Annotated in this window: 18 protein-coding genes and 1 tRNA gene; 11 read left to right on the top strand and 8 right to left on the bottom strand. The window is 62.7% G+C overall.

What is annotated here, in order from left to right; translation table 11 throughout:
• Positions 1 to 92: 92 nt before the first annotated feature.
• Positions 93 to 1,889: an aspartate--tRNA ligase gene (gene aspS, locus MAFF_RS33970; RefSeq protein WP_080512004.1), complete on the bottom strand. Its 1,797-nt coding sequence runs from the start codon at positions 1,887 to 1,889 to the stop codon at positions 93 to 95.
• A 233-nt stretch (positions 1,890 to 2,122) separates the two neighbouring features.
• Here aspS and MAFF_RS33965 point away from each other — a divergent pair, with 233 nt between their 5' ends.
• From MAFF_RS33965 to MAFF_RS33950, 4 genes are all read left to right on the top strand, one after another.
• Positions 2,123 to 2,542, top strand: coding sequence for a hypothetical protein (locus MAFF_RS33965; RefSeq protein ID WP_010915557.1), 420 nt, complete (start codon positions 2,123 to 2,125; stop codon positions 2,540 to 2,542).
• A 136-nt stretch (positions 2,543 to 2,678) separates the two neighbouring features.
• A complete protein-coding gene (locus tag MAFF_RS33960) occupies positions 2,679 to 3,923 on the top strand; it encodes an MFS transporter (RefSeq protein WP_010915556.1) in 1,245 nt (414 codons plus the stop codon).
• A gap of 75 nt (positions 3,924 to 3,998) precedes the next feature.
• The gene (rnd, locus tag MAFF_RS33955) at positions 3,999 to 5,150 is read left to right on the top strand and encodes a ribonuclease D (RefSeq protein ID WP_010915555.1); all 1,152 of its coding nucleotides are present in this window, start codon (positions 3,999 to 4,001) and stop codon (positions 5,148 to 5,150) included.
• Between the two features lie 14 nt (positions 5,151 to 5,164).
• Positions 5,165 to 6,199 (top strand): acyltransferase family protein, encoded by a 1,035-nt coding sequence (locus tag MAFF_RS33950; protein WP_010915554.1) that lies wholly within the window; start codon positions 5,165 to 5,167, stop codon positions 6,197 to 6,199.
• Between the two features lie 7 nt (positions 6,200 to 6,206).
• On the opposite strand, the gene MAFF_RS33945 is transcribed toward MAFF_RS33950, so the two are convergent.
• From MAFF_RS33945 to guaB, 3 genes are read right to left on the bottom strand one after another with little or no spacing between them, the layout of a single operon-like run.
• The gene (locus MAFF_RS33945; RefSeq protein WP_010915553.1) at positions 6,207 to 6,626 is read right to left on the bottom strand and encodes an MAPEG family protein; all 420 of its coding nucleotides are present in this window, start codon (positions 6,624 to 6,626) and stop codon (positions 6,207 to 6,209) included.
• Between the two features lie 25 nt (positions 6,627 to 6,651).
• Positions 6,652 to 7,275, bottom strand: coding sequence for a hypothetical protein (locus MAFF_RS33940; RefSeq protein ID WP_080512003.1), 624 nt, complete (start codon positions 7,273 to 7,275; stop codon positions 6,652 to 6,654).
• The gene (guaB, locus tag MAFF_RS33935) at positions 7,226 to 8,728 is read right to left on the bottom strand and encodes an IMP dehydrogenase (protein ID WP_010915551.1); all 1,503 of its coding nucleotides are present in this window, start codon (positions 8,726 to 8,728) and stop codon (positions 7,226 to 7,228) included. The genes MAFF_RS33940 and guaB overlap by 50 nt, the downstream gene beginning before the upstream one ends.
• Before the next feature lie 39 nt (positions 8,729 to 8,767).
• Here guaB and MAFF_RS39590 point away from each other — a divergent pair, with 39 nt between their 5' ends.
• Together MAFF_RS39590 and MAFF_RS33930 are read left to right on the top strand one after the other, a co-directional pair.
• Positions 8,768 to 8,917: a hypothetical protein gene (locus MAFF_RS39590; RefSeq protein ID WP_155767004.1), complete on the top strand. Its 150-nt coding sequence runs from the start codon at positions 8,768 to 8,770 to the stop codon at positions 8,915 to 8,917.
• A gap of 95 nt (positions 8,918 to 9,012) precedes the next feature.
• On the top strand, positions 9,013 to 10,434 hold the full coding sequence (locus MAFF_RS33930; protein WP_010915550.1) for an MFS transporter: 1,422 nt from the start codon (positions 9,013 to 9,015) through the stop codon (positions 10,432 to 10,434).
• Positions 10,435 to 10,556: 122 nt separating this feature from the next.
• On the opposite strand, the gene MAFF_RS33925 is transcribed toward MAFF_RS33930, so the two are convergent.
• Together MAFF_RS33925 and MAFF_RS33920 are read right to left on the bottom strand one after the other, a co-directional pair.
• Positions 10,557 to 11,354 (bottom strand): RlmE family RNA methyltransferase, encoded by a 798-nt coding sequence (locus tag MAFF_RS33925; RefSeq protein WP_010915549.1) that lies wholly within the window; start codon positions 11,352 to 11,354, stop codon positions 10,557 to 10,559.
• The gene (locus MAFF_RS33920) at positions 11,351 to 12,769 is read right to left on the bottom strand and encodes a Ppx/GppA phosphatase family protein (protein WP_244420693.1); all 1,419 of its coding nucleotides are present in this window, start codon (positions 12,767 to 12,769) and stop codon (positions 11,351 to 11,353) included. Before MAFF_RS33920 ends, MAFF_RS33925 begins: the two co-directional genes overlap by 4 nt.
• 355 nt (positions 12,770 to 13,124) lie before the next feature.
• Between MAFF_RS33920 and MAFF_RS33915 the strand changes: the two genes are divergently transcribed.
• The 3 genes from MAFF_RS33915 (at position 13,125) to MAFF_RS33905 (ending at position 14,853) form a co-directional block, all read left to right on the top strand.
• Positions 13,125 to 14,057 carry a lysylphosphatidylglycerol synthase domain-containing protein gene (locus MAFF_RS33915; RefSeq protein WP_010915547.1) on the top strand — a complete coding sequence of 311 codons (933 nt, stop codon included), beginning with the start codon at positions 13,125 to 13,127 and terminating at the stop codon, positions 14,055 to 14,057.
• Positions 14,058 to 14,226: 169 nt separating this feature from the next.
• A tRNA-Gln gene (locus MAFF_RS33910) sits at positions 14,227 to 14,300 on the top strand.
• A 172-nt stretch (positions 14,301 to 14,472) separates the two neighbouring features.
• A complete protein-coding gene (locus tag MAFF_RS33905; RefSeq protein WP_032929843.1) occupies positions 14,473 to 14,853 on the top strand; it encodes a cupin domain-containing protein in 381 nt (126 codons plus the stop codon).
• Between the two features lie 130 nt (positions 14,854 to 14,983).
• Here MAFF_RS33905 and MAFF_RS33900 read toward each other — a convergent pair whose 3' ends face one another.
• Positions 14,984 to 15,379, bottom strand: a complete 396-nt coding sequence (locus MAFF_RS33900; RefSeq protein ID WP_044550195.1) for a hypothetical protein — start codon at positions 15,377 to 15,379, stop codon at positions 14,984 to 14,986.
• A gap of 189 nt (positions 15,380 to 15,568) precedes the next feature.
• On the opposite strand from MAFF_RS33900, the gene MAFF_RS33895 reads away from it, so the two are divergent.
• Positions 15,569 to 16,201 carry a hypothetical protein gene (locus tag MAFF_RS33895; RefSeq protein ID WP_044550191.1) on the top strand — a complete coding sequence of 211 codons (633 nt, stop codon included), beginning with the start codon at positions 15,569 to 15,571 and terminating at the stop codon, positions 16,199 to 16,201.
• Positions 16,202 to 16,311: 110 nt separating this feature from the next.
• Complete coding sequence (locus MAFF_RS33890; RefSeq protein WP_010915543.1) at positions 16,312 to 17,991, top strand: hypothetical protein; 1,680 nt, start codon at positions 16,312 to 16,314, stop codon at positions 17,989 to 17,991.
• A 641-nt stretch (positions 17,992 to 18,632) separates the two neighbouring features.
• Here the strand turns inward: MAFF_RS33890 and MAFF_RS33885 are convergent.
• A complete protein-coding gene (locus MAFF_RS33885) occupies positions 18,633 to 19,415 on the bottom strand; it encodes a hypothetical protein (RefSeq protein ID WP_010915542.1) in 783 nt (260 codons plus the stop codon).
• Positions 19,416 to 19,457: the final 42 nt, after the last annotated feature.

Raw genomic sequence — 19,457 nt, 5'->3', positions numbered from 1 at the left:
AGCCCGGCAGCGATGCCGGGCTTTTTTGTTGGATTATCGAATCGAAAGAATCGGTTCTGGTGGTTGTCTAAAGTGCCGCTCGAAACTCGCGATCAGGCGTCTTTCTTGGTCGGCGCGACACGCAGTGCCAGTTCGCGAAGCTGCTGCGGGCTAGCTTCGGACGGCGCATTCATCAACAGATCGTAGGCCTGCTGGTTCATCGGGAACATGGTGACCTCACGCAGGTTCTTGGCGCCAACCAGCAGCATGACGACGCGGTCGATGCCGGCGGCCATGCCGCCATGCGGCGGCGCGCCGTACTGGAAGGCACGGTAGAGGCCGCCGAAGCGCTCTTCCACCGTTGCACGGTCCAGTCCGACCGTCTCGAACGCTTTGACCATGGTTTCGGGCAGATGGTTGCGGATGCCGCCTGAGGCGATCTCGAAACCGTTGCAGACCATGTCGTACTGGAAGGCCTTGATGCCGAGCAGATCCTCGCCGTTCAGCGCATCGATGCCGCCCTGCGGCATCGAGAACGGGTTGTGGGCGAAGTCGATCTTCTTCTCCTCCTCGTTCCATTCGAAGAACGGGAAGTCGACGATCCAGCACAATTCGAAACGCTCGCGGTCGACGAGATTCAGCTCCTCGCCGGCGCGCGTGCGCGCGGCACCAGCGAAGGAGACGAATTTCTTCGGATCACCCGCAACGAAGAAGGCGGCGTCGCCGTCGGCAAGGCCGAGCTGCTGGCGGATCGCCTCGGTGCGCTCCTCGCCGATGTTCTTGGCGAGCGGGCCGGCGCCTTCGAGCTTGTCGCCCTCCTTGCGCCAGAAGATGTAGCCCAGCCCCGGCTGGCCCTCGCCCTGCGCCCAGGAATTCATGCGGTCGCAGAAGGCGCGGCTGCCGCCGGTCTTGGCCGGAATGCCCCACACTTCGGCCTTCGGATCGTTGGCCAGGATGTTGGCGAACACCTTGAAGCCGGAATCGCGGAAATGATCGGAGACGGCCTGCATCTCGATCGGGTTGCGCAGGTCCGGCTTGTCGGAGCCGTATTTGCGCATGGCGACATCGTAGGGAATGCGCTGGAACTTCTGCGTCACCGGCTTGCCATTGGCAAAGGTCTCGAAGACCCCGCGGAGGACGGGCTCCATCGTATTGAGCACGTCGTCCTGCTCGACGAAGCTCATTTCGAGGTCGAGCTGGTAGAATTCGCCGGGCAGACGGTCGGCACGCGGATCCTCGTCGCGGAAGCACGGCGCGATCTGGAAATAGCGGTCGAAGCCCGACACCATGATCAGCTGCTTGTACTGCTGCGGCGCCTGCGGCAGCGCGTAGAACGTGCCGGGATGGATGCGCGACGGCACCAGGAAGTCGCGCGCGCCTTCCGGCGACGAAGCCGTCAGGATCGGGGTCGAGAATTCGGTGAAGCCGACATCGCCCATGCGCTTGCGCATCTCGGCAATGATCTTGGTGCGCGCCACGATGTTCTTATGCAGCGTGTCGCGGCGCAGGTCGAGGAAGCGGTATTTCAGCCTGATGTCCTCGGGATAGTCCGGCTCGCCGAACACCGGCAGCGGCAATTCCTTGGCCGCCGACAGCACCTCGATCTCGCGGGCGAAAATCTCGATCTCGCCGGTCGGCAGGTTGGCGTTGACCGTCTCCGACAGGCGCGCCTTGACCTCACCGTCGACGCGGATGACCCATTCGCCGCGTACGGTCTCGGCGACCTTGAAGGCCGGCGAGTCGGGATCGGCGACGATCTGGGTCAGGCCGTAGTGGTCGCGCAGGTCGATGAACAGCAGGCCGCCATGGTCGCGCACGCGATGCACCCAGCCCGACAGGCGGACGGAAGAGCCGACGTCGCTCTTTCTCAACTGGGCACAGGTATGGCTGCGGTAACGGTGCATTGTCATTGGTAAAGTCCGGGGTGCTGGGTGGCAGGCCAAAGCATCGAAGCCCGGCCCAAAATTTGCGCGAAAAGCGCATGGGAGGCCGGATTTGTCAAGGCAAGGAGACGTCGGGCCTTATCCAGGTTCGACCGCCAGGGTTTAAGTCTTTGCCGGCCTTAACGCATTGCCGCTAGACGTGCTTCCTGAGACAACGCACTTATCAAGCGATCTGGTATCAAGCGACCTGGAGACGCCCAGTGTCAAAACGCACTCTCCCACCGGGCATTGGGCCACATAATGGCCGCGAGTTAGAACTGATGCTTCAGGGCGACAAGCCAATGGCCTTGTTCCAGGCCGAACCGGGCATGGACACCGAAGATATTGGCGATGCGGACTTTGAACCGTTTGTTAAAGACGGCCGTATCCTGAGGTTCACCACCATTGATTCTGGAACCTCGGTGGAAGAGCGCCGCTATTGTCTGCCGACGGAGGAGTGGCGCTGCAAGCTCAGCCTGCTGATCTCCCTGATGTGTCGCAGCGGGGAAGCCTTTGATGTCTTCACGTCGAATGATCTGGCGAGACTCGAAGGCACTCTTCTCGGCTACTCAAAGGAAGAGATTGAAACATTCGTCGCACATGCTGCATCGCTGAAACTGCTGAATTCCAGCATGGATTGAACGACTGCTTCCAAGCCGTGACGAATTCGCCATAGAATGCAATGGCCTGCCCCCCTCAATGCCGGCCTGGATTTGCCGCTGGCATTGACGAGGGTAATGGTTCAAGAAGGGATCACCGATACGTGATCGCCTTTTCATGTCCTCCATCCGCCCGCTGATTCCGCTTCTTCTCGCCGCAGGCATTCTGCTCGGCGGCAATGGGCTGCAGAGCACGCTGATCGCGCTGCGCGGCGCGCAGGAGGGGTTTTCCGCTTCCGACATCGGCCTGATGGGCACCTTCTATTTCGCCGGCTTCCTGCTCGGCTGCCTGGCCATCACCCGCATCATGAAGGCGGTCGGCCATGTCAGGGCGTTTTCAGCACTGGCCGCGATCGCCTCGGTCGGCACCTTGCTTTTGGTGCTGGTGCTCGATCCGGTGATGTGGTGCGCCGTGCGCTTTGCCGGCGGCTTCTGTTTCGCCGGCCTGTTCACCATCGTCGAGAGCTGGCTGAATTCCGGGGTCACCAACAAGGATCGCGCCCGCGTGCTGGCGATCTACCGGATGGTCGATACCGGCTCGGTGACATCGGCCCAGTTCCTGATTCCGGTCTTCGGCGCCGGCGGCTTCACCATCTTCGCCATCATGTCGATCATGATCACGCTGTCGTTGGTGCCGGTCTCGCTCGGCGACCGCTCCAACCCGACGCCACCCGAGGAGGTCAAGCTAGACCTGGCGCGCGTCTGGCGCATTTCGCCGCTCGGCTGCTTCGGCTGCATCGCCGTCGGCGTCACCAACAGCGCCTTTCGCACACTGTCGCCAGTCTATGCCGAACAGATCGGCATGTCGGTCGCCGATGTCGTCACATTCGTCAGCGTCGGCATCTTTGGCGGGGCCGTCATCCAGTATCCGCTCGGTTATCTCTCCGACCGCTGGGACCGGCGCCGGGTGCTGTTGCTGACGACCTGCTGCGCGATGGTTTCGGCCCTGGCGCTGGTGTTCATCGCCGGCAGCAATCCGCTGCTCAACTTCATCATCATCTTCATCTTCGGCTGTTTCGCCATGCCGCTCTATTCGCTGTCGGCAGCGCATTCCAACGACCGCGCCGACTCGGGCGAGTTCGTGCTGATCAATGCGGCGCTGATGCTGTTCTACTCCTTCGGCGCCATTGGCGGCCCTTTCGCCGCCTCCACAGTGATGCAGCATTTCGGGCCGAGCGCGTTGTTCGTGTTCAGCGCAACCGTCTATGCGATCTTCATCGCCGTCATCCTCTACCGCATGCAGGCACGCTCCGGCGTGCCCGTGGGCAAGCGCAGCCGCTTCATCGCGCTGTTGCGCACGTCGACCGTTTTCGCGCGGCTGGCTAGGCGCAATGGCGATTCCGATGGCCCGGGAAGCGCATGATGGCGGCGCCAAAGCTTGACGAAAGCCTTCCCGGCTGAAATCTAGGAAGACCTTACTCCTGCCAAAAGCGATTTGATGCACGTCATCACCACCCAGAAAGAACTCGAGACCGTTCTCGCCGCTTTCGAAAAGTCGGACTTCGTCACCGTCGACACCGAATTCATCCGCGAAACGACCTTCTGGCCGATCTTGTGCCTGATCCAGATGGCGGCGCCTGGGGTCACCGCGCTGATCGACCCGCTGTCGCCCGACATCAACCTCGCCCCGTTCTTCCGGCTGATGGCCAACGAGGCCGTGGTCAAGGTCTTCCACGCGGCGCGCCAGGACATCGAAATTATAGTCCATCTCGGCGATCTCGTGCCGCACCCGGTGTTCGACACGCAGGTCGCGGCCATGGTCTGCGGCTTCGGCGACAGCGTTTCCTACGACCAGCTCGTGCAGCGCATCACCGGCGCGCGGCTCGACAAGTCGTCGCGCTTCACCGACTGGCGCCACCGGCCGCTGTCCGACAAGCAGCTCGACTATGCGCTCGCCGACGTCACCCATCTGATCGAGGTCTATCAGCATTTGAGCGCCGAACTGGCGCGGGAGAACCGCGCCCACTGGCTGAACGAAGAGATGGACGTGCTGACCTCGCGCGAGACCTACGATCCGCATCCCGAGGACGCCTGGAAGCGGCTGAAGATGCGGCTGCGCAAGCCGCAGGAACTGGCGATCGTGCAGGCCGTGGCGGCATGGCGCGAGCGCGAGGCGCGCGAGCGGGACGTGCCGCGCGGCCGCGTGCTCAAGGACGACGCGATCTACGAGGTGGCACAGCAGGCGCCACGCGACGCGGCCGCCCTTGCCAAGCTGCGCACCACGCCCAAGGGCTGGGAACGCTCCTCGACGGCGACGGCCCTGCTTGGCGCGGTCAACACCGCGCTGGCCTTGCCCAAGGAGCAGATGCCGAAACTGCCGAAGAATTTCCAGCCGCCGGAAGGCTCGAGCGCCGCGGCGGAACTGTTGAAAGTGCTGCTCAGGATTGTCGCCGAAAAGCAGGGTGTGGCCTCGAAAGTGCTGGCCTCCAGCGACGACATCGACCGCATCGCGGCCGAGGGCGAGGATGCCGACGTGCCGGCGCTGCAGGGTTGGCGGCGCGCCGTCTTCGGCGAAGCGGCACTGAAGCTGGTGCGCGGCGAGATCGGCATAAAGTTCGACAAGCGTAAAATAGCGGTGTTCGACCTCTAGAGGCTTTCTAGCCGATGCGTTCGGATCAGGACGAGAACCGGCGATACGAGGCGATCGACGCATTGCGTGCGATCGCCGTGATGCTGGTTCTGATCTTCCACTATACGTCCCGCTTTCCCGCCGATTACATCGGGTTCGACCATCAGATGACGCTGCCATGGCAAGGGATAGTTGGCGTCTTTCTCTTTTTCATTATCAGTGGCTACTGCATCGCGATGACAGCCGAGCGGTCTGGAACCGTGTGGATGTTCTGGCTGCAGAGATTTACGCGGCTGGAGCCCGCGCTCATCGCCTGTATCGCGATCACGCTTATTGTGGTCGCGGCTCTGGGTCTTCCGGGCAGAGAGGTTTCAGCGCTCGACGGCCTGAAAAACGCAAGCTGGATAACCCTGTTTGCTCCAACGCCGCTTGTCGACGGCGCCTATTGGTCACTGCTTGCCGAAGCAAAGTTCTACTTTGTGTTCGGCCTCATCTTCTATCTCTGGCCAAATCGCGTTCTCGTTCTTTTCACCAGCTTTACCGTTCTGGGGGCAATTGCACAGTTTTCAGGGTTGTGGAGAGACCATCAGGCTCTGATTTTTCCCTTCAAGGGGATCGCCATGCCGTATTTTCTGTTCCCCTACAGCCTCTTCTTTTTGATGGGCATCGCGGCGAGGCGATCGACCCGAACCGTGCAGACGGTCGTGACAGCCGGATGCCTGGTGGTTGTTGTCAAACTGTGGGGCGACTCGGCATTCAGTGCCTGGGTCATCGCGCTTTCAATTCTTGGGGTCATCGGGGTCCAGCTGCGCGATATCAAGATCTGGCGAAGCGTGAGTTACATCGGCTTGATCAGCTATCCTCTGTATCTTCTGCACCAGAATGTCGGTGTTGCGATCATACGATGGCTGGCTCCGTGGATCGGCTCCCCGTATCTTCGGATCGGCATAGCGTTCTGCACCGTGGTCGCAATTGCAGCATTCGTCGCGTGGACGGTCGAGCATAGGTTTCGACGGAGGATCGAAATCTATGCGGCACGCTTGATGTCGAGGGCTGCAACCCCCGCGTGACCCTGGCTCAGACGATGCCGAGGAGGTGCAGCGCGAACCAGATCCAGGCCAGCGCCAGCACCACCGCGCCGGCGAAGAAAGAACGGCTGCGCAGCCGCAGATTGTTGCTGGTCAGGTGGACCCAGGCGTGGAAATAGCGCGTCAGGACGAAAATCCACGCCAACGCCAAGGTCAGATAGTTGACGCCGTTGGTGACGTGGAGCGTCAGGCACAGCGTGTAGAAAAGCACCGGCAATTCGAACTGGTTGATCAGATTGTTGGCGACCGCGAGACTGGACGCCGGCTCGGTCGAGCGTACCTTGTATTGGCCGACCCTGGCCTCGCCCGACTTGACGGCAAAGTATCTGCGCCTGCCCATCTGGACATAGACGATGTAGATCAGAGCCACATGCGCCAGAACCGGCCAGAAGATCGTCGTCTGGTTCATGACATTTCCCCTGCCCTGTCCGGCATCAAGCCTGGCGTCTTTGGCCCATCAGCCAGAAACCGGCGATGACGACCGCCGGGATGGCGAGAAGCGCGAATTTGGTGACGATCAGAGCCGAAACGAAAGACAGCGAATCCGGGTTGGCCGACAGGAAATCGGACAAAAGCCGCGCCACGGCGATGTTCTGGGCATAGTCGGCGAGCGTGTAGGGCAGCACCAGCACCAGCGCGAAGATCGACTGTACCTGCCCGGGAAGCTCGCGGAAGTTCCGCAGGCGCCGGCCGGTGGCCAGGATCAGGCTCACCAGGGTCAGCGACAGCAGCGCCGGGAACAACAGATCGAAGGTCAGATAGTGCCAGACCAGAATGATCTCGCCGCCGCGCCGGCCGAGCGCCGTCAGCCAGGCCATGCCTTCGTCGGGCGTGAAACCGAAATAGCGCATGTCGAGCGACGGCAGGCCGCCGCTCAACTGGCGGAAATAGAAGAATTCCATCACCGTCATGGCGACGAAGACCGCCGCCGACAGGAAACACAGCGCGGCCGCGTGGCGTGGCAGCCGCAGGATCGCCGCGGTCAGGCTCCGCCCGAGCCCGTATTGTTCAGGCTCCGCCGGGATAGTTCGGGCTTTCGCGGGTAATCGTGACGTCATGGGCGTGGCTTTCACGAAGTCCGGCGTTGGATATGCGCACAAAAGTGGCGCGCTCGCGGAAATCGGCAAGGTCGCGGCCACCGACATAACCCATAGCGGCTTTTAGCCCGCCCGCAAGCTGGTGCAGCACGCCAGACACAGGTCCTTTGTACGGGACCTGGCCTTCAATGCCTTCCGGCACCAGTTTGAGCGTATCGCGCACCTCGGCCTGGAAGTAGCGATCGGCCGAGCCGCGCGCCATGGCGCCGACCGAGCCCATGCCGCGATAAGCCTTGAAGGAGCGGCCCTGGTGCAGATAGACCTCGCCCGGGCTTTCATCGGTTCCGGCCAGCAGCGAGCCGATCATGGCGGCGCTGGCGCCGGCGGCGAGCGCCTTGGCGAGATCGCCGGAATATTTGATGCCGCCATCGGCAATCACCGACACACCCGATTTGTGCGCCGTCTCGACGGCCGACATGATGGCTGAGAGCTGCGGCACGCCGACACCGGCGACGATGCGGGTGGTGCAGATCGAGCCTGGGCCGATACCGACCTTGACGGCGTCGGCGCCGGCATCGATCAGCGCCTGCGTGCCTTCGGCGGTGGCGACATTGCCGGCCAGGATGCGAACCGAATTGGACAGTTTTTTCGCCCGGGTGACAGCGTCGAGCACGCGCTGCGAGTGGCCATGGGCAGTGTCGATGACCAGGAGATCGACGCCGGCGTCGATCAAGCGCTCGGCGCGCTCGAAGCCGTCGTCGCCGACGCTGGTGGCGGCCGCTGCGCGCAGCCGGCCCTGCGCATCCTTGGTGGCGTGCGGGTTGAGCTGCGACTTCTCGATGTCCTTGACGGTGATCAGGCCGACGCAATTGCCCTGCTTGTCGACGACGACAAGCTTTTCGATGCGGTGCTGGTGCAGGAGCCGCTTGGCCTCGTCCTGGTCGACATTCTCCTTGACCGTGATCAGGTTCTCACGGGTCATCAACTCGTAGACCTTCTGCGCCGGGTCGGAGGCAAAGCGCACGTCGCGGTTGGTCAGGATACCGACCAGCCGGCCGGTCTTGTGGCCGCCAGTGCCGCCATTCTCGACGACCGGAATGCCCGAGATCGAATAGGTTCGCATCAGCGACAGCGCATCGGCGAGCGTTGCGTCGGGACCGATGGTGACCGGATTGACCACCATGCCGGATTCGAATTTCTTCACCTGCCGCACCTGCTCGGCCTGTTCGGCCGGCGAGAAATTGCGGTGGATGACGCCTATGCCGCCGGCCTGGGCCATGGCGATGGCAAGACGCGCCTCGGTGACGGTGTCCATCGCGGCGGAAAGGATCGGCACGTTGAGGTCGATGTCGCCGGCGATGCGGGTGCGGACATCGGTTTCACCGGGCATGACCTCGGAGTGACCCGGCTGCAAAAGCACGTCGTCAAAGGTCAACGCCAGTGCGCCGGTGGACGTTTCGATGATTTTTGCCATGGCCAGCCCTTTAGAATGCGGAAAAAGCGCTGGACCGGAATGGACAGCGCCGACTCTCATCTTCCCTTTCAGGATTGGCGCTGGCTGGTAACACGTCGCGGCGCGGATGAAAAGCCGATCGTTGCATTGCACAACAGCGTCTTCGACCATTTGATTGTGCCACCCGTGGTTGCGGTCGCACAAAAGTGACAGCAATTTAACACGACATCGGTGTCCAGCCATGATAACCGCCCCGTATATCGGTTCGCCCCCGACCGACGAGAAGATTTGAAACGGTCACGCTCGTGAATCGCACCATTCCGCTGATCCTGGCGGTCGCATTGTTCATGGAAAACATGGATTCGACCGTCATCGCGACATCGCTGCCGGCGATCGCCATCGACATTCACACCAGCCCGATCGCGCTCAAACTGGCGCTGACGGCCTATCTGGTGTCGCTGGCGATCTTCATTCCCATCAGCGGCTGGATGGCCGACCGCTTCGGCGCCAAGAACATTTTCCGCGCCGCGATTGCGGTCTTTATCGTCGGTTCGGTCGCCTGCGCCCTGTCTGGTTCGCTGCCGGCCTTCGTGGTGTCGCGCTTCCTGCAAGGCATTGGCGGCGCCATGATGACGCCGGTCGGGCGCCTGGTGCTGGTGCGGGCCACGCCCAAGAGCGATCTGGTAGCCGCAATGTCCTGGCTGACCGTTCCCGCATTGGTCGGACCGCTGGTCGGCCCGCCGATCGGCGGCTTCATCACCACCTATTTCACCTGGCACTGGATCTTCCTGATCAATGTGCCGATCGGCCTGGTCGGCATCTGGCTGGCGACGCGCTTCCTGCCGGAAACCGAATCGATGGAGACGCCGCCGCTCGACTTCATTGGCTTCGTGCTGAGCGGGCTTGCGGCATCCGGCGTCGTGTTCGGCCTGTCGGTGGTCAGCCTGCCCTATCTGCCGCCGGCGACCGGCTTCATCACCGTTGGGGTCGGGCTGCTGTCGGGCGCGCTTTACCTCATGCACGCGCGCCGCGCCAAAAATCCGCTGCTGGCGCTCGAGCTGTTCCGCAACCAGGTGTTCCGCTCATCGGTGCTTGGCGGCTCGCTGTTTCGCATCGGCATCGGGGCGGTGCCGTTCCTGCTGCCGCTGATGTTCCAGATCGGCTTCGGGCTGACGCCCTTCCAGTCCGGCATGATCACCTTTGTCTCGGCGGTCGGCGCGATCGGCATGAAATTCGTCACCGCGCTGATTTTTCGCGTTGCCGGCTTCCGCCGCGTGCTGATCATCGGCTCGCTGGTCGCCGCCGCATCGATCGCCATCTACGGCCTCTTCACCCCCGAAACACCCTATGTGCTGATGCTGGCCATATTGCTGGTCGGCGGCTTCATCCGCTCGATGTTCTTCACCGGCGTCAACGCTCTCTCCTATGCCGAAGTGTCGGCCGAAGACACCAGCAAGGCAACGCCGATCACGGCGGTGTTCCAGCAGCTGTCGATCGCGCTCGGCGTGGCGCTCGCCGGCGGCATTCTGGAAGTCTCGACGTCGATCCATGGCGGCCCGCTGATGCTGGGCGATTTCCACATCGCCTTCTTCATCGTGGCGGCGGTATCGGCAGCGGCGTCGCTGTCATTCATGCGGCTGGCGCCCGATGCCGGCAATGCCGTCTCCGGCCATGGCCGGTTGACCACGCCCAAGACGCTGGAACCGGCGAGGTCGCCAGGCGAGTAGGCGGTCCGCTTAGGGTTCGGCGTCCCCGGCCCATCGCTATCGCTCCGGGCGCTCCAGTCCTTCGGAACGTTCCACTGGATGTTCCGATCCGCCTGACGGCGGATCGGAAGTTGGCAGGCCGATCAGCCTTCGGCGTCGCCCGGCCCTTCGCTATCGCTCCGGGCGCTCAAGTCCTTCGAAACGTCCACCGGACGTTCCGATCCGCCTGACGGCGGACCGGCCTCTCGCCCCTTAAAATCCTTCGCCAACAGATAAAGCTCGACCGATTCATCACGCGAGGCCGGCGGCTTGACGTGGTGGACGGAGCGGAAATTCTTCTTGAGCATGGAGAGCAGTTCGTTCTCGGCGCCGCCCTGAAAAGTCTTGGCGAGGAAATGGCCGCCCGGTTTCAGGACCGACAGCGCGAAATCTGCCGCCACTTCGCACAGATGCATGGTGCGGATGTGGTCGGTTCGCTTGTGGCCGGTGGTGGGTGCCGCCATGTCGGACAACACGACATCCGGGTTCCCACCCAACGCCTCGGCGAGCTTTTGCGGCGCATCCGGATCGAGGAAATCCATCAACAGCACCGGCGCGCCGGGCACGGCGTCCATTTCCAGATAGTCTATGCCGACGACATGCGGATTTTCCGCCGTCGATTTCGTGCGCGCGGCAGCGACCTGGCACCAGCCGCCGGGGGCGGCACCCAGGTCGATCACCTTCATGCCGGGCTTCAGCAGATGGTGCTTGTCGTCGATCTCGATCAGCTTGTAGGCCGCGCGCGAGCGATAGCCGTCAGCCTTCGAGCGCTGGACATAGGGATCGTTGATGTGGCGCTGCAGCCAACGGCGCGACGATTCCTTCAGGCCACTCTTTTTCTTGATCCGCGTCTTCAGCACGCGAATGCCGGCCGATCCTGGATTTTCCGGTTTCTTGGTCATTGTCGGCCACGCCCATCATTGCGCCAGACGCCGTCATCGGCCATCAGCTCGCTCAATATGCCTTCGCGCAGGCCACGGTCGGCGACGCGCAGCCGCTCCGACGGCCAGACGGCGCGGATCGCTTCGAGGATCGCACAGCCGGCCAGCACCAGATCGGCGCGGTCCGCACCGATGCAAGGGTTGGCGCAGCGCTGCTGGAAATCCCAGCCGACCAGCCTCTCCACCATGCGATCGACGCTGTCGCGGTCCATCCACAGCCCATCGACCCGACGCCGGTCGTAGCGCTCCAGATCGAGGTGAACGCCGGCCAGCGTCGTCACCGTGCCGGACGTGCCGAGCAGATGAAAATTCGGGCTGGCCTTGAGGTGGCTCAGCCGGTCGCGGCCGTCAAAACTCGCCAAACGGCCGGCGACGTCGTCGACCATGGCGTTGAAGATCTCGCGCGTCACGGTACGGCCACCAAAGCGCTCGGCCAAGGAGACGACGCCGACCGGCAGCGACGTCCACGAGACGATATGGTTGGCGAGCCGCGGCGAGCGGCGGCCGGTGAGATCGATCAGCGCGATCTCCGAAGAGCCGCCGCCGATGTCGAACAGGACGACGCCCTGCGTGTCGCGCTCGACCAGCGAGCCGCAGCCTGACACCGCCAGCCGCGCCTCGGTCTGGCGGTCGATGATCTCGAGCTTCAGGCCGGCCTCGCGCTCGACGCGTTCGAGGAATTCGACGCCGTTCTCGGCCGAGCGGCAGGCTTCCGTGGCGATCAGCCTGGCCTTCCTGATCTTGCGGCTGCGTAATTTGTCACCGCAGACCTTCAGCGCCTCGACGGCGCGGTCCATCGCCGGCTGGCCGAGCCGGCCATTGGCGGTGAGCCCCTCGCCCAGCCTGACGATGCGTGAGAAGGCGTCGATGACGCGGAACTGGCCATGCCGTGTGGGAACGGCGACCAGCAGCCGGCAATTGTTGGTGCCGAGGTCGAGGGCCGCGAAGACCGGTAGTTCATGCACAGGCGGCCGGCGCGTGCCCTGTTCGGGGCGTGGCGCGGGAGCGGTGGCGGAGATTGCTGGCGCCGTCGGCTGCTTCGCCTCCAAAGCCGGAACAGCGGCCTGGCCTGGCACCGGCGATCGATTGCCCTGCGTCTCGTCGCGCGCAAAAACCTTGCGCCCGCGCCTTCGCTTGCGCCGCTTTTTGGGCTTGCCCTTCTGGTGAGGGGTCGCGTCGCCACCCGCCTGCCCACCGGCGGAGCGCTGCTCCGTCGGGCGGCGTTGCTGCCAACCGGCTGTCCCCGAGCCTGGTGGCCCTGGGGAAGCGCTGGACGCGCCCACCTCCGACGCGCCTGCGCCGGTGTCGCGGTCTTCCACTGTCGTTCCTTCCGGCGCCGCGCGAACCGGTGAAGGACGCAGCAGGCGCTTTGGCATGTTTCAAGTTGCCGCCAGACTAACAGTGCCGTGGCCGATCACCAAGAGCCGCATGCCGAATTTTGCCGGCCGGGCGCGGACGGCCTTTTTGCGCTACCGCGTAATGTACCCGCAAGGCTGGATTGGTAGCGCGGACGCCGGCGAAGACGAGTCTCGTCGAAGCCGATGCCTCATCCCTGCCGTTTGCGCCGCCTTCGCTGCGGGCAGATCTTGCCGGCGGCCGGCGCGACAAGTGTTCGCTGTTGAATAGCCGGCTTCAATGAGGCATTTCTGAAATGAATGGAAGTCACCGGACAGCCGGCCTCCCACCATCAAGCGAAAAGGAAGCGGACAGGCAACGCATGGCAGTCAGGCAATGAACTGGAGACGCTATTTCTGGCCGGTCGTCGGCATCGCCGCGGTGATCTTCTCGCTGTTGCTGCTCTGGCACGAACTGCGCGGCATTTCGCTCGACGATGTCTGGGATGGGCTCGCTGCCATCCCTAGCCGCGGCTGGGTGCTGGCGGCGCTGAGTTCCGTCATCGCCTATGCCGCGCTCGCCGGCTACGACCACATCGCTCTGCTGCATATCGGCAAGCGTGTGTCGTGGCTGTTCGTGACGCTGTGTTCCTTCACCACCTATGCGCTGTCGCACAATATTGGCGGCTCGGTGTTTTCTGGCGCCGTCATCCGCTACCGCGCCTATGGCACAAGGGGCCTGACCGGCCAGGATGTCGGCGTGTTGGTGGCGATCTGCTGGATCACCTTCGTGCTGTCGACGATTCTCGCCTCCGGCCTCGTGCTGGTGTTCGAGCCTCAGATCATGGACCGCTTTTCTGGCATCGCCCATCATGGCCTGTCGGAAGCGGCGGGCATCGCGATGCTGCTCCTCGTCGCCGCTTACATCTTCGGCAGCTGGCTGCATCTGCGCCCGCTGAAGATCGCCAGCTTCCAGCTGCACTATCCGGCACTGCCGATCGTCTCCAGGCAATTGCTGATCGGCCCGATCGAACTGATTGCCGCAGCGGCGATCATCTTCTTCGCCCTGCCCGAGGCGCACAATCCCGGCTATTTCGTCGTGCTCGGCGTTTTCCTCGTCTCCTTCTCGGTCGCCCAGATCTCGCATGCACCGGGCGGACTCGGCGTGTTCGAGGTGGTGTTCCTGGCCGGCCTTTCCGACATGGAGCCGGTCGGCGTGCTGGCGGCGCTGGTGGTGTTCCGGCTGTTTTATCTGATCATCCCGCTGATTCTGGGGCTGGGCGTGGTGCTGTTCTTCGAGCGTTCGCAGTTCAGCCGGACGGAGAGCTGAGGCGCGGATCGGATTTTGTGCCCGCGCACCTGAACCCCGACGTATGAAACCAGCTGTCAAAACGTAGCGTTGAACCGCAGAGCAGGCTTGACTATTTTCCGCTGGCGGCTACAAGGCAGCGCTCAAGCGGCTCAGCCGTTCGGCCCGCGCGGTTCATGACCGCGCTTGCTGGGGAATAGGTTAACGGTAGACCCACGGACTCTGACTCCGTTAGTCCTGGTTCGAATCCAGGTTCCCCAGCCATTCTTTATTTCCGACTAATATCAGCCGCTTATACAGAATTCAGTGTCCTGCTGTAGGCACCAGTTTAGGTGGTGAGCGCAGCTGTGGTCGACCTTCGCAACATATAAAAGCAATTGCTAATATAATGGAAAGGTGCCAGCATCGGGCTCCGCGTCGCGTATGGGAGGATGCCATGGCCGATGGTGGAATGAATGTCACCAAATTTGAATCCAAATCTCACGACAACCCGGATGAAGTTCGCTCGCCCAACAAGACACGCGTCGAGGTGGTGCGGCTTCCAGGCTTTACGCTCGGACGGCTCAATATGGAGCCGGGATGGAAATGGTCCGAATGCGTGAAGCCGGTCGTCAAGACGGATAGCTGTCAGGTATCGCATGTCGGCTACGTCGTTTCCGGAACCATCACCGTCAAGATGAATGACGGAACTCAAAAAACGTTCACGAAGGGTACGTCCTATACGATCCCGCCCGGCCACGACGCCTGGGTGGAAGGCAACGAACGCTTCGTCTGCATCGAGGTCATGAGCGCCGAGCAATACGCCAAGCCGGCGTAGGGCAGGCTGCAAACCTGCCGGCTAAAAGGTTCGAGTCGGACCGCGAGGCTGCCGGCGCGACATGACTTATGTAGCCCGGGACCGCCGCGCGCATCAGCGCGATGACATTGTCGTGATTGCGCGGGTCGCCTCATCCCTTCCACATCGTCGATCGAAGGACGGCCTGCATATGCTCCGGGAGGTCGAGTTCGCCGCGCGCCTCAATCTCCAAAAGATATCTGGCCTTGGCCAGGCGATCGCCTTCCTCGACCGCGGCGTAGCCGCAGATGGCGAGCAGCGCCTTTTCCTCCTCCCGGCTGGCTCTGTCGGAGTCGCCGCCGCCTGTGTCGTGCAGCGCCTTGCCGAACGCAGCGTATGCCGTCCTGTGCGCCTCAATCAGCTCCCGCAATCTATCGGACGGTTCCTGGTCTCGGCCCGGCGATCCTGTGCCGTGTGCCGTTGCCGCAACCGTCGAGGCGACGGCTGCGCTGCCGGAGTGGAAAAGCAAGGCGCGGCGGTTGATCCTGGACGTGGCGAACTCTCCCATTTTGCTTCGATCGCAATCAGATCGATGACGTGACATCATCGGACAGTAACACGACGGTTTGCACATTCTTGTCAGGATGGAAGAGCTTGTGGCAGCCGAAGCAGGTGAGATTTTCAGTGTAAAAAAGATTGGCCGCTGGTGCGTTCCAATGGATAAGCTCCGTAGAAGTTTCCTCAACGAGGCCGCGTAGTGGTCACTGACACCGAGTTCATTCTCCAAGGCATCAAGCAGGGCTGCGTGACGCTTGCCGATGGCGAATTCCTTATCGACAGGCTGGTGAAGTATGTCGGCAACGGACGGATCCGTTGGCACGTCGAGTCCCGTGGGCATCGCGTCGAGTTCACAACCGGCCAGTTGAAGAAGCAGCCAACCTTCCGAAGGAAGATGCTCGAACAGGCCGGCGTGCTGCCGCCGCAGCGCGCCGGGTCCGATTATAGGCGATGGGCACTCGATCTGAGGAAGAATGCCATCGAGCTTCCATGGCGGGATAGACCGGTTGATGCCGGTTTCTCCATCGACAGCCTTGTCAGTCTTGGAGGCGACCGCTGGATGGTTGACTATCAAGGCAAGGTCATCAAGTTCACGACGACCAAACTGCGCAGGCAAACCAGTTTCCGCAAACGCATGCTGGCCAAGGCCAAGGTGCTGCCGCCCCAGCTTGATCCGGTTGCCTATCGGAAGTGGGTGGACTGGCTGATTCAAAACGCCACGGAGGCCGTACCGCAGGCCAGCGATGCCTTGGTGAGCGAGAAAAGCTGGCTTGACGACCTGCCGGAGCTGGCCGGCTGGCAAAGCGAGGCGCTAAACGAAGAGACAGGCTAAGGCCGCGCGTCCTGGCGTTTGCCATGCCTGGAAATTTCGGCGCACTTTGATGGCTAGGGAATCTGGCCTTGAGCTTGGCTCGCGGCCGCCCAGACCTTGAATGAGAACCCATGGACCGCTTCAACCTCGGCAGCTACCGCCGCCCCATCTCCACCCGTTCCACCGAGACCCAGCGCTGGTTCGATATCGGGCTCAACTGGTGCTACGGCTTCAACCATGAGGAAGGCATCAAGTGCTTCGAGAAGGCGCTGGAGACGGATCCGGGCTGCGCGATGGTGCATTGGGGCATCGCCTATGCCGCCGGGCCTTTCTACAATCTGACCTGGAAGGAACATGGCGAGGCCGAGGCCAACAGCGCGACGAAACGCTGTTTCGAGCATGTCGAGCTGGCGCGCACCCATGCGGCCGGCGCTGGCGAGGTCGAGCGGCGGTTGATCGAGGCGTTGGCCTCTCGCTTTCAGAAGCCGCAGCGGGTGAGCCCGCAGGAATTCGAACAGTGGGATGATGCCTATGCCGGCGCGATGCGGCGAGTCTATCAGGATTTTCCCGACGACCATGATGTGATGGCGCTGCTGGTCGAGGCGCTGATGATGCGCACGGTGCGGCGACTGTGGAACCTCAAGACCGGTGAACCGGCAGCGAATTCGGACGTGCTTGAAGCCCTGGAGGTTTGCGAGCGGTCGATCCGGCTTGCCAACGAGGCAGGTGCCGCACAACATCCGGCGATCCTGCATCTGCACATCCATCTCCTGGAAATGTCCACCATGCCGGAACGCGGCTTGCGCTCGGCCGACCGGCTCGGCGAAATGTGCCCCGATGCCGGGCACATGAACCACATGCCGGGGCATATCTACGTGCTGTGCGGCGACTATGAGAAGGCGAAGATCGCCAGCGAAAAGGCGGTTCGCGCCAACGACCTCTATCTCGCCTATGCCGACGAGCCGACCTATTACCTGCTCGGCTGCTGCCACGATCTGCATCTGATGATGTTCACCTGCATGTTCCTTGGCCAGTATCGGCCGGCGCTGTGGGCCGCAGACAAGGTGCGCAGCCTGGTGACGCGCGACGTGGTCGCCATCCAGGACCGGCCCAAGCTGACGCAAACGGTGGAAGGCTATCATGCGATGAAATCGCATGTGCAGGTGCGCTTCGGCCGCTGGCAGGAGATCATCGCCGAACCGGCGGTCGACGAGCCCGGCCTCTATGTGCTGACGGCGGCCATGCAGCATTACGCCAAGGGTGTCGCGCATGCGACGCTGGGCCAATTCGCCGAGGCCGAGCGCGAGCGCGACCGGTTCCACCGGCATATGGAGACCATTCCAGCCGAGCGGCGTTTCCTCAGCAACCCGACCCGCGCCTCCCTCGCCGTCGGTGCCGCCTTGCTCGATGGCGAGCTTGCCTACCATCAGGGCGGGCACGAGGTGGCCTACGCCCATTTGCGCCAGGCAGTCGAGCTGGATGATAACCTCGCCTACACCGAGCCATGGGCGTGGATGCACCCGCCCCGCCATGCGCTGGCGGCGCTGCTTCTCGACCAGGGTCACATGCAAGAGGCCGAGCAGGTCTATCGCGACGACCTCGGCCTCAGCGGCAAGGTGCAGCGCTGCGCACAGCACCCGGACAATGTCTGGGCGCTGCACGGGCTGGTCGAATGTTTGAGACGGCGTGGCGAGAGCGGGGAGCTGCCGGCCCTGCAGGCAAGGCTCGCCACCGCGCTGGCCAAGGCGGATGTGGCGATCAGCTCATCGTGCCTGTGCCGGACGAGCGTGCAGCGCGGCTGCTGTCACTGAAATTCCGATCTGAGGATGTTTCTATCCGAACCCCGACCTTCAGGAGATGGAAGCCCGAGCCGCCACCGCACAGACCGGCCTTGGATCAGGATTTTGTGGCTGCAGCGCGGCGGCACCAGCCGATCAGGCCAAGCGCAATGAACGGCTTTCCTCAATTAGCGCAGAGCAGTCGATCTCATCATGAAATTGGGCGTATGCATCAGGCGCAAGCCAGGAAGCGTAGGACCGAAGCCGCTTGAGCCTGGCTGTTTTCTCGAGCCGCGCCAGGCGCTCATCTTCGGCTGGTTGGGTACGAGGCGGCCATTTGTTCCTCTCGGCAGGATCATACATATCGACTGTCCTCGGTCGGAGCCTATAAAGAGGCCCGCTTAAAGAGGGAGTTGGCCACTCCGGAAGATGGGATCACCTGTTGCTCCGGGAGGACGCTCTCCACTTGGGCTGGATGCCACCACAGGCGCGGACGAAAGTCGCCATCCATTTTGATGAAGCTGTCGCAATTGGCATCGGACTCGGTAGACCTATCCTCAAGAATGACCGCCCCCGACCCAGTCCGTCATGCCTGTGCCGGACGAGCGCGCAAACCAGATTCTTGCCGCTATCGTTGAAGTGGGCTGCCACCCTCAGACGAACTGCGCCGTCCGCTATGAGAATATCTGCGCCAGTTCGTCGATGCTTGCGCCTTCCTTGACCTGACGCAACTCGACATAGCTGACCGCGGCGGCGATCGACAGCACCATGGCGACCACGGTCTGCACCAGTGCGGCGCCCAGCTGCGCCAGAATCCCGCCAAACAGGACGAAAACCAGCAATATCCCCCACTGGATGACCATCGCTATGATCATCAATATGAGAAACAAGCCAAACAGCGACCAGCGATTGCCCTTTGTCAGGGCACGGCTGCGCGACATCGAGCCGAATACGCCCCGCCGCTCCTGGATCAGGACCGGCACCGACATCGACCATCCGAGCCAGAGGATGATGCCGGGCACGATCAGGGCCAGCATGGCAAGGCCGGCGCCAAGGGCGACGAGGAAGCCAATCGCCAGCGTCGGCAGCAGGAAGCGGACCGCAATCTGAATGCAGTCGCCGAAGGACGGCCGCCTGCCGTTCAGGTCCTCAATGGTTGCCCGCACCAGCGATGACTGAAGCAGCAGCGTGAAAACGAAGGAAACCAGCCCGGCGACAAGGCTGAGGTAGGAATCGCGAAACATCGCATGGGGATCCGCCATCGCGCCCGGATCGCCATGCAAGATCGCGTCGATCTGCGGCTGGGTCCACAACCGGACAAGCAGCGTCGGCACGCCGGCGAACAGCGCGGCAAGGCCAAGGCAAAGCCCGATGTTGCGGCCGATGACGGCAAAGGTGTTGTTGAACACCCTGCCGATCTCGAACCGGCCGGGTTGTCCCAGTGTCGCAGTAGTCATGATGTTTCCCCCCGAGCCGTCGCCACATCCAAACGGCCAACC

This window comes from Mesorhizobium japonicum MAFF 303099, assembly GCF_000009625.1.
In the GTDB taxonomy this organism is placed as follows: domain Bacteria; phylum Pseudomonadota; class Alphaproteobacteria; order Rhizobiales; family Rhizobiaceae; genus Mesorhizobium; species Mesorhizobium japonicum.
This window is presented reverse-complemented; position numbering and strand designations above follow the sequence as displayed.

Coding starts and splice junctions, on each gene's coding strand:
- MAFF_RS33920 (WP_244420693.1), bottom strand. CDS start 12,769: ATGCCAAAGCGCCTGCTGCGTCCTTCACCGGTTCGCGCGGCGCCGGAA.
- MAFF_RS33890 (WP_010915543.1), top strand. CDS start 16,312: ATGGACCGCTTCAACCTCGGCAGCTACCGCCGCCCCATCTCCACCCGT.
- MAFF_RS33905 (WP_032929843.1), top strand. CDS start 14,473: ATGGCCGATGGTGGAATGAATGTCACCAAATTTGAATCCAAATCTCAC.
- MAFF_RS33940 (WP_080512003.1), bottom strand. CDS start 7,275: ATGACGTCACGATTACCCGCGAAAGCCCGAACTATCCCGGCGGAGCCT.
- MAFF_RS39590 (WP_155767004.1), top strand. CDS start 8,768: ATGGACAGCGCCGACTCTCATCTTCCCTTTCAGGATTGGCGCTGGCTG.
- guaB (WP_010915551.1), bottom strand. CDS start 8,728: ATGGCAAAAATCATCGAAACGTCCACCGGCGCACTGGCGTTGACCTTT.
- MAFF_RS33900 (WP_044550195.1), bottom strand. CDS start 15,379: ATGGGAGAGTTCGCCACGTCCAGGATCAACCGCCGCGCCTTGCTTTTC.
- MAFF_RS33925 (WP_010915549.1), bottom strand. CDS start 11,354: ATGACCAAGAAACCGGAAAATCCAGGATCGGCCGGCATTCGCGTGCTG.
- MAFF_RS33945 (WP_010915553.1), bottom strand. CDS start 6,626: ATGAACCAGACGACGATCTTCTGGCCGGTTCTGGCGCATGTGGCTCTG.
- MAFF_RS33915 (WP_010915547.1), top strand. CDS start 13,125: ATGAACTGGAGACGCTATTTCTGGCCGGTCGTCGGCATCGCCGCGGTG.
- MAFF_RS33960 (WP_010915556.1), top strand. CDS start 2,679: ATGTCCTCCATCCGCCCGCTGATTCCGCTTCTTCTCGCCGCAGGCATT.
- MAFF_RS33885 (WP_010915542.1), bottom strand. CDS start 19,415: ATGACTACTGCGACACTGGGACAACCCGGCCGGTTCGAGATCGGCAGG.
- MAFF_RS33950 (WP_010915554.1), top strand. CDS start 5,165: ATGCGTTCGGATCAGGACGAGAACCGGCGATACGAGGCGATCGACGCA.
- aspS (WP_080512004.1), bottom strand. CDS start 1,889: ATGACAATGCACCGTTACCGCAGCCATACCTGTGCCCAGTTGAGAAAG.
- rnd (WP_010915555.1), top strand. CDS start 3,999: ATGCACGTCATCACCACCCAGAAAGAACTCGAGACCGTTCTCGCCGCT.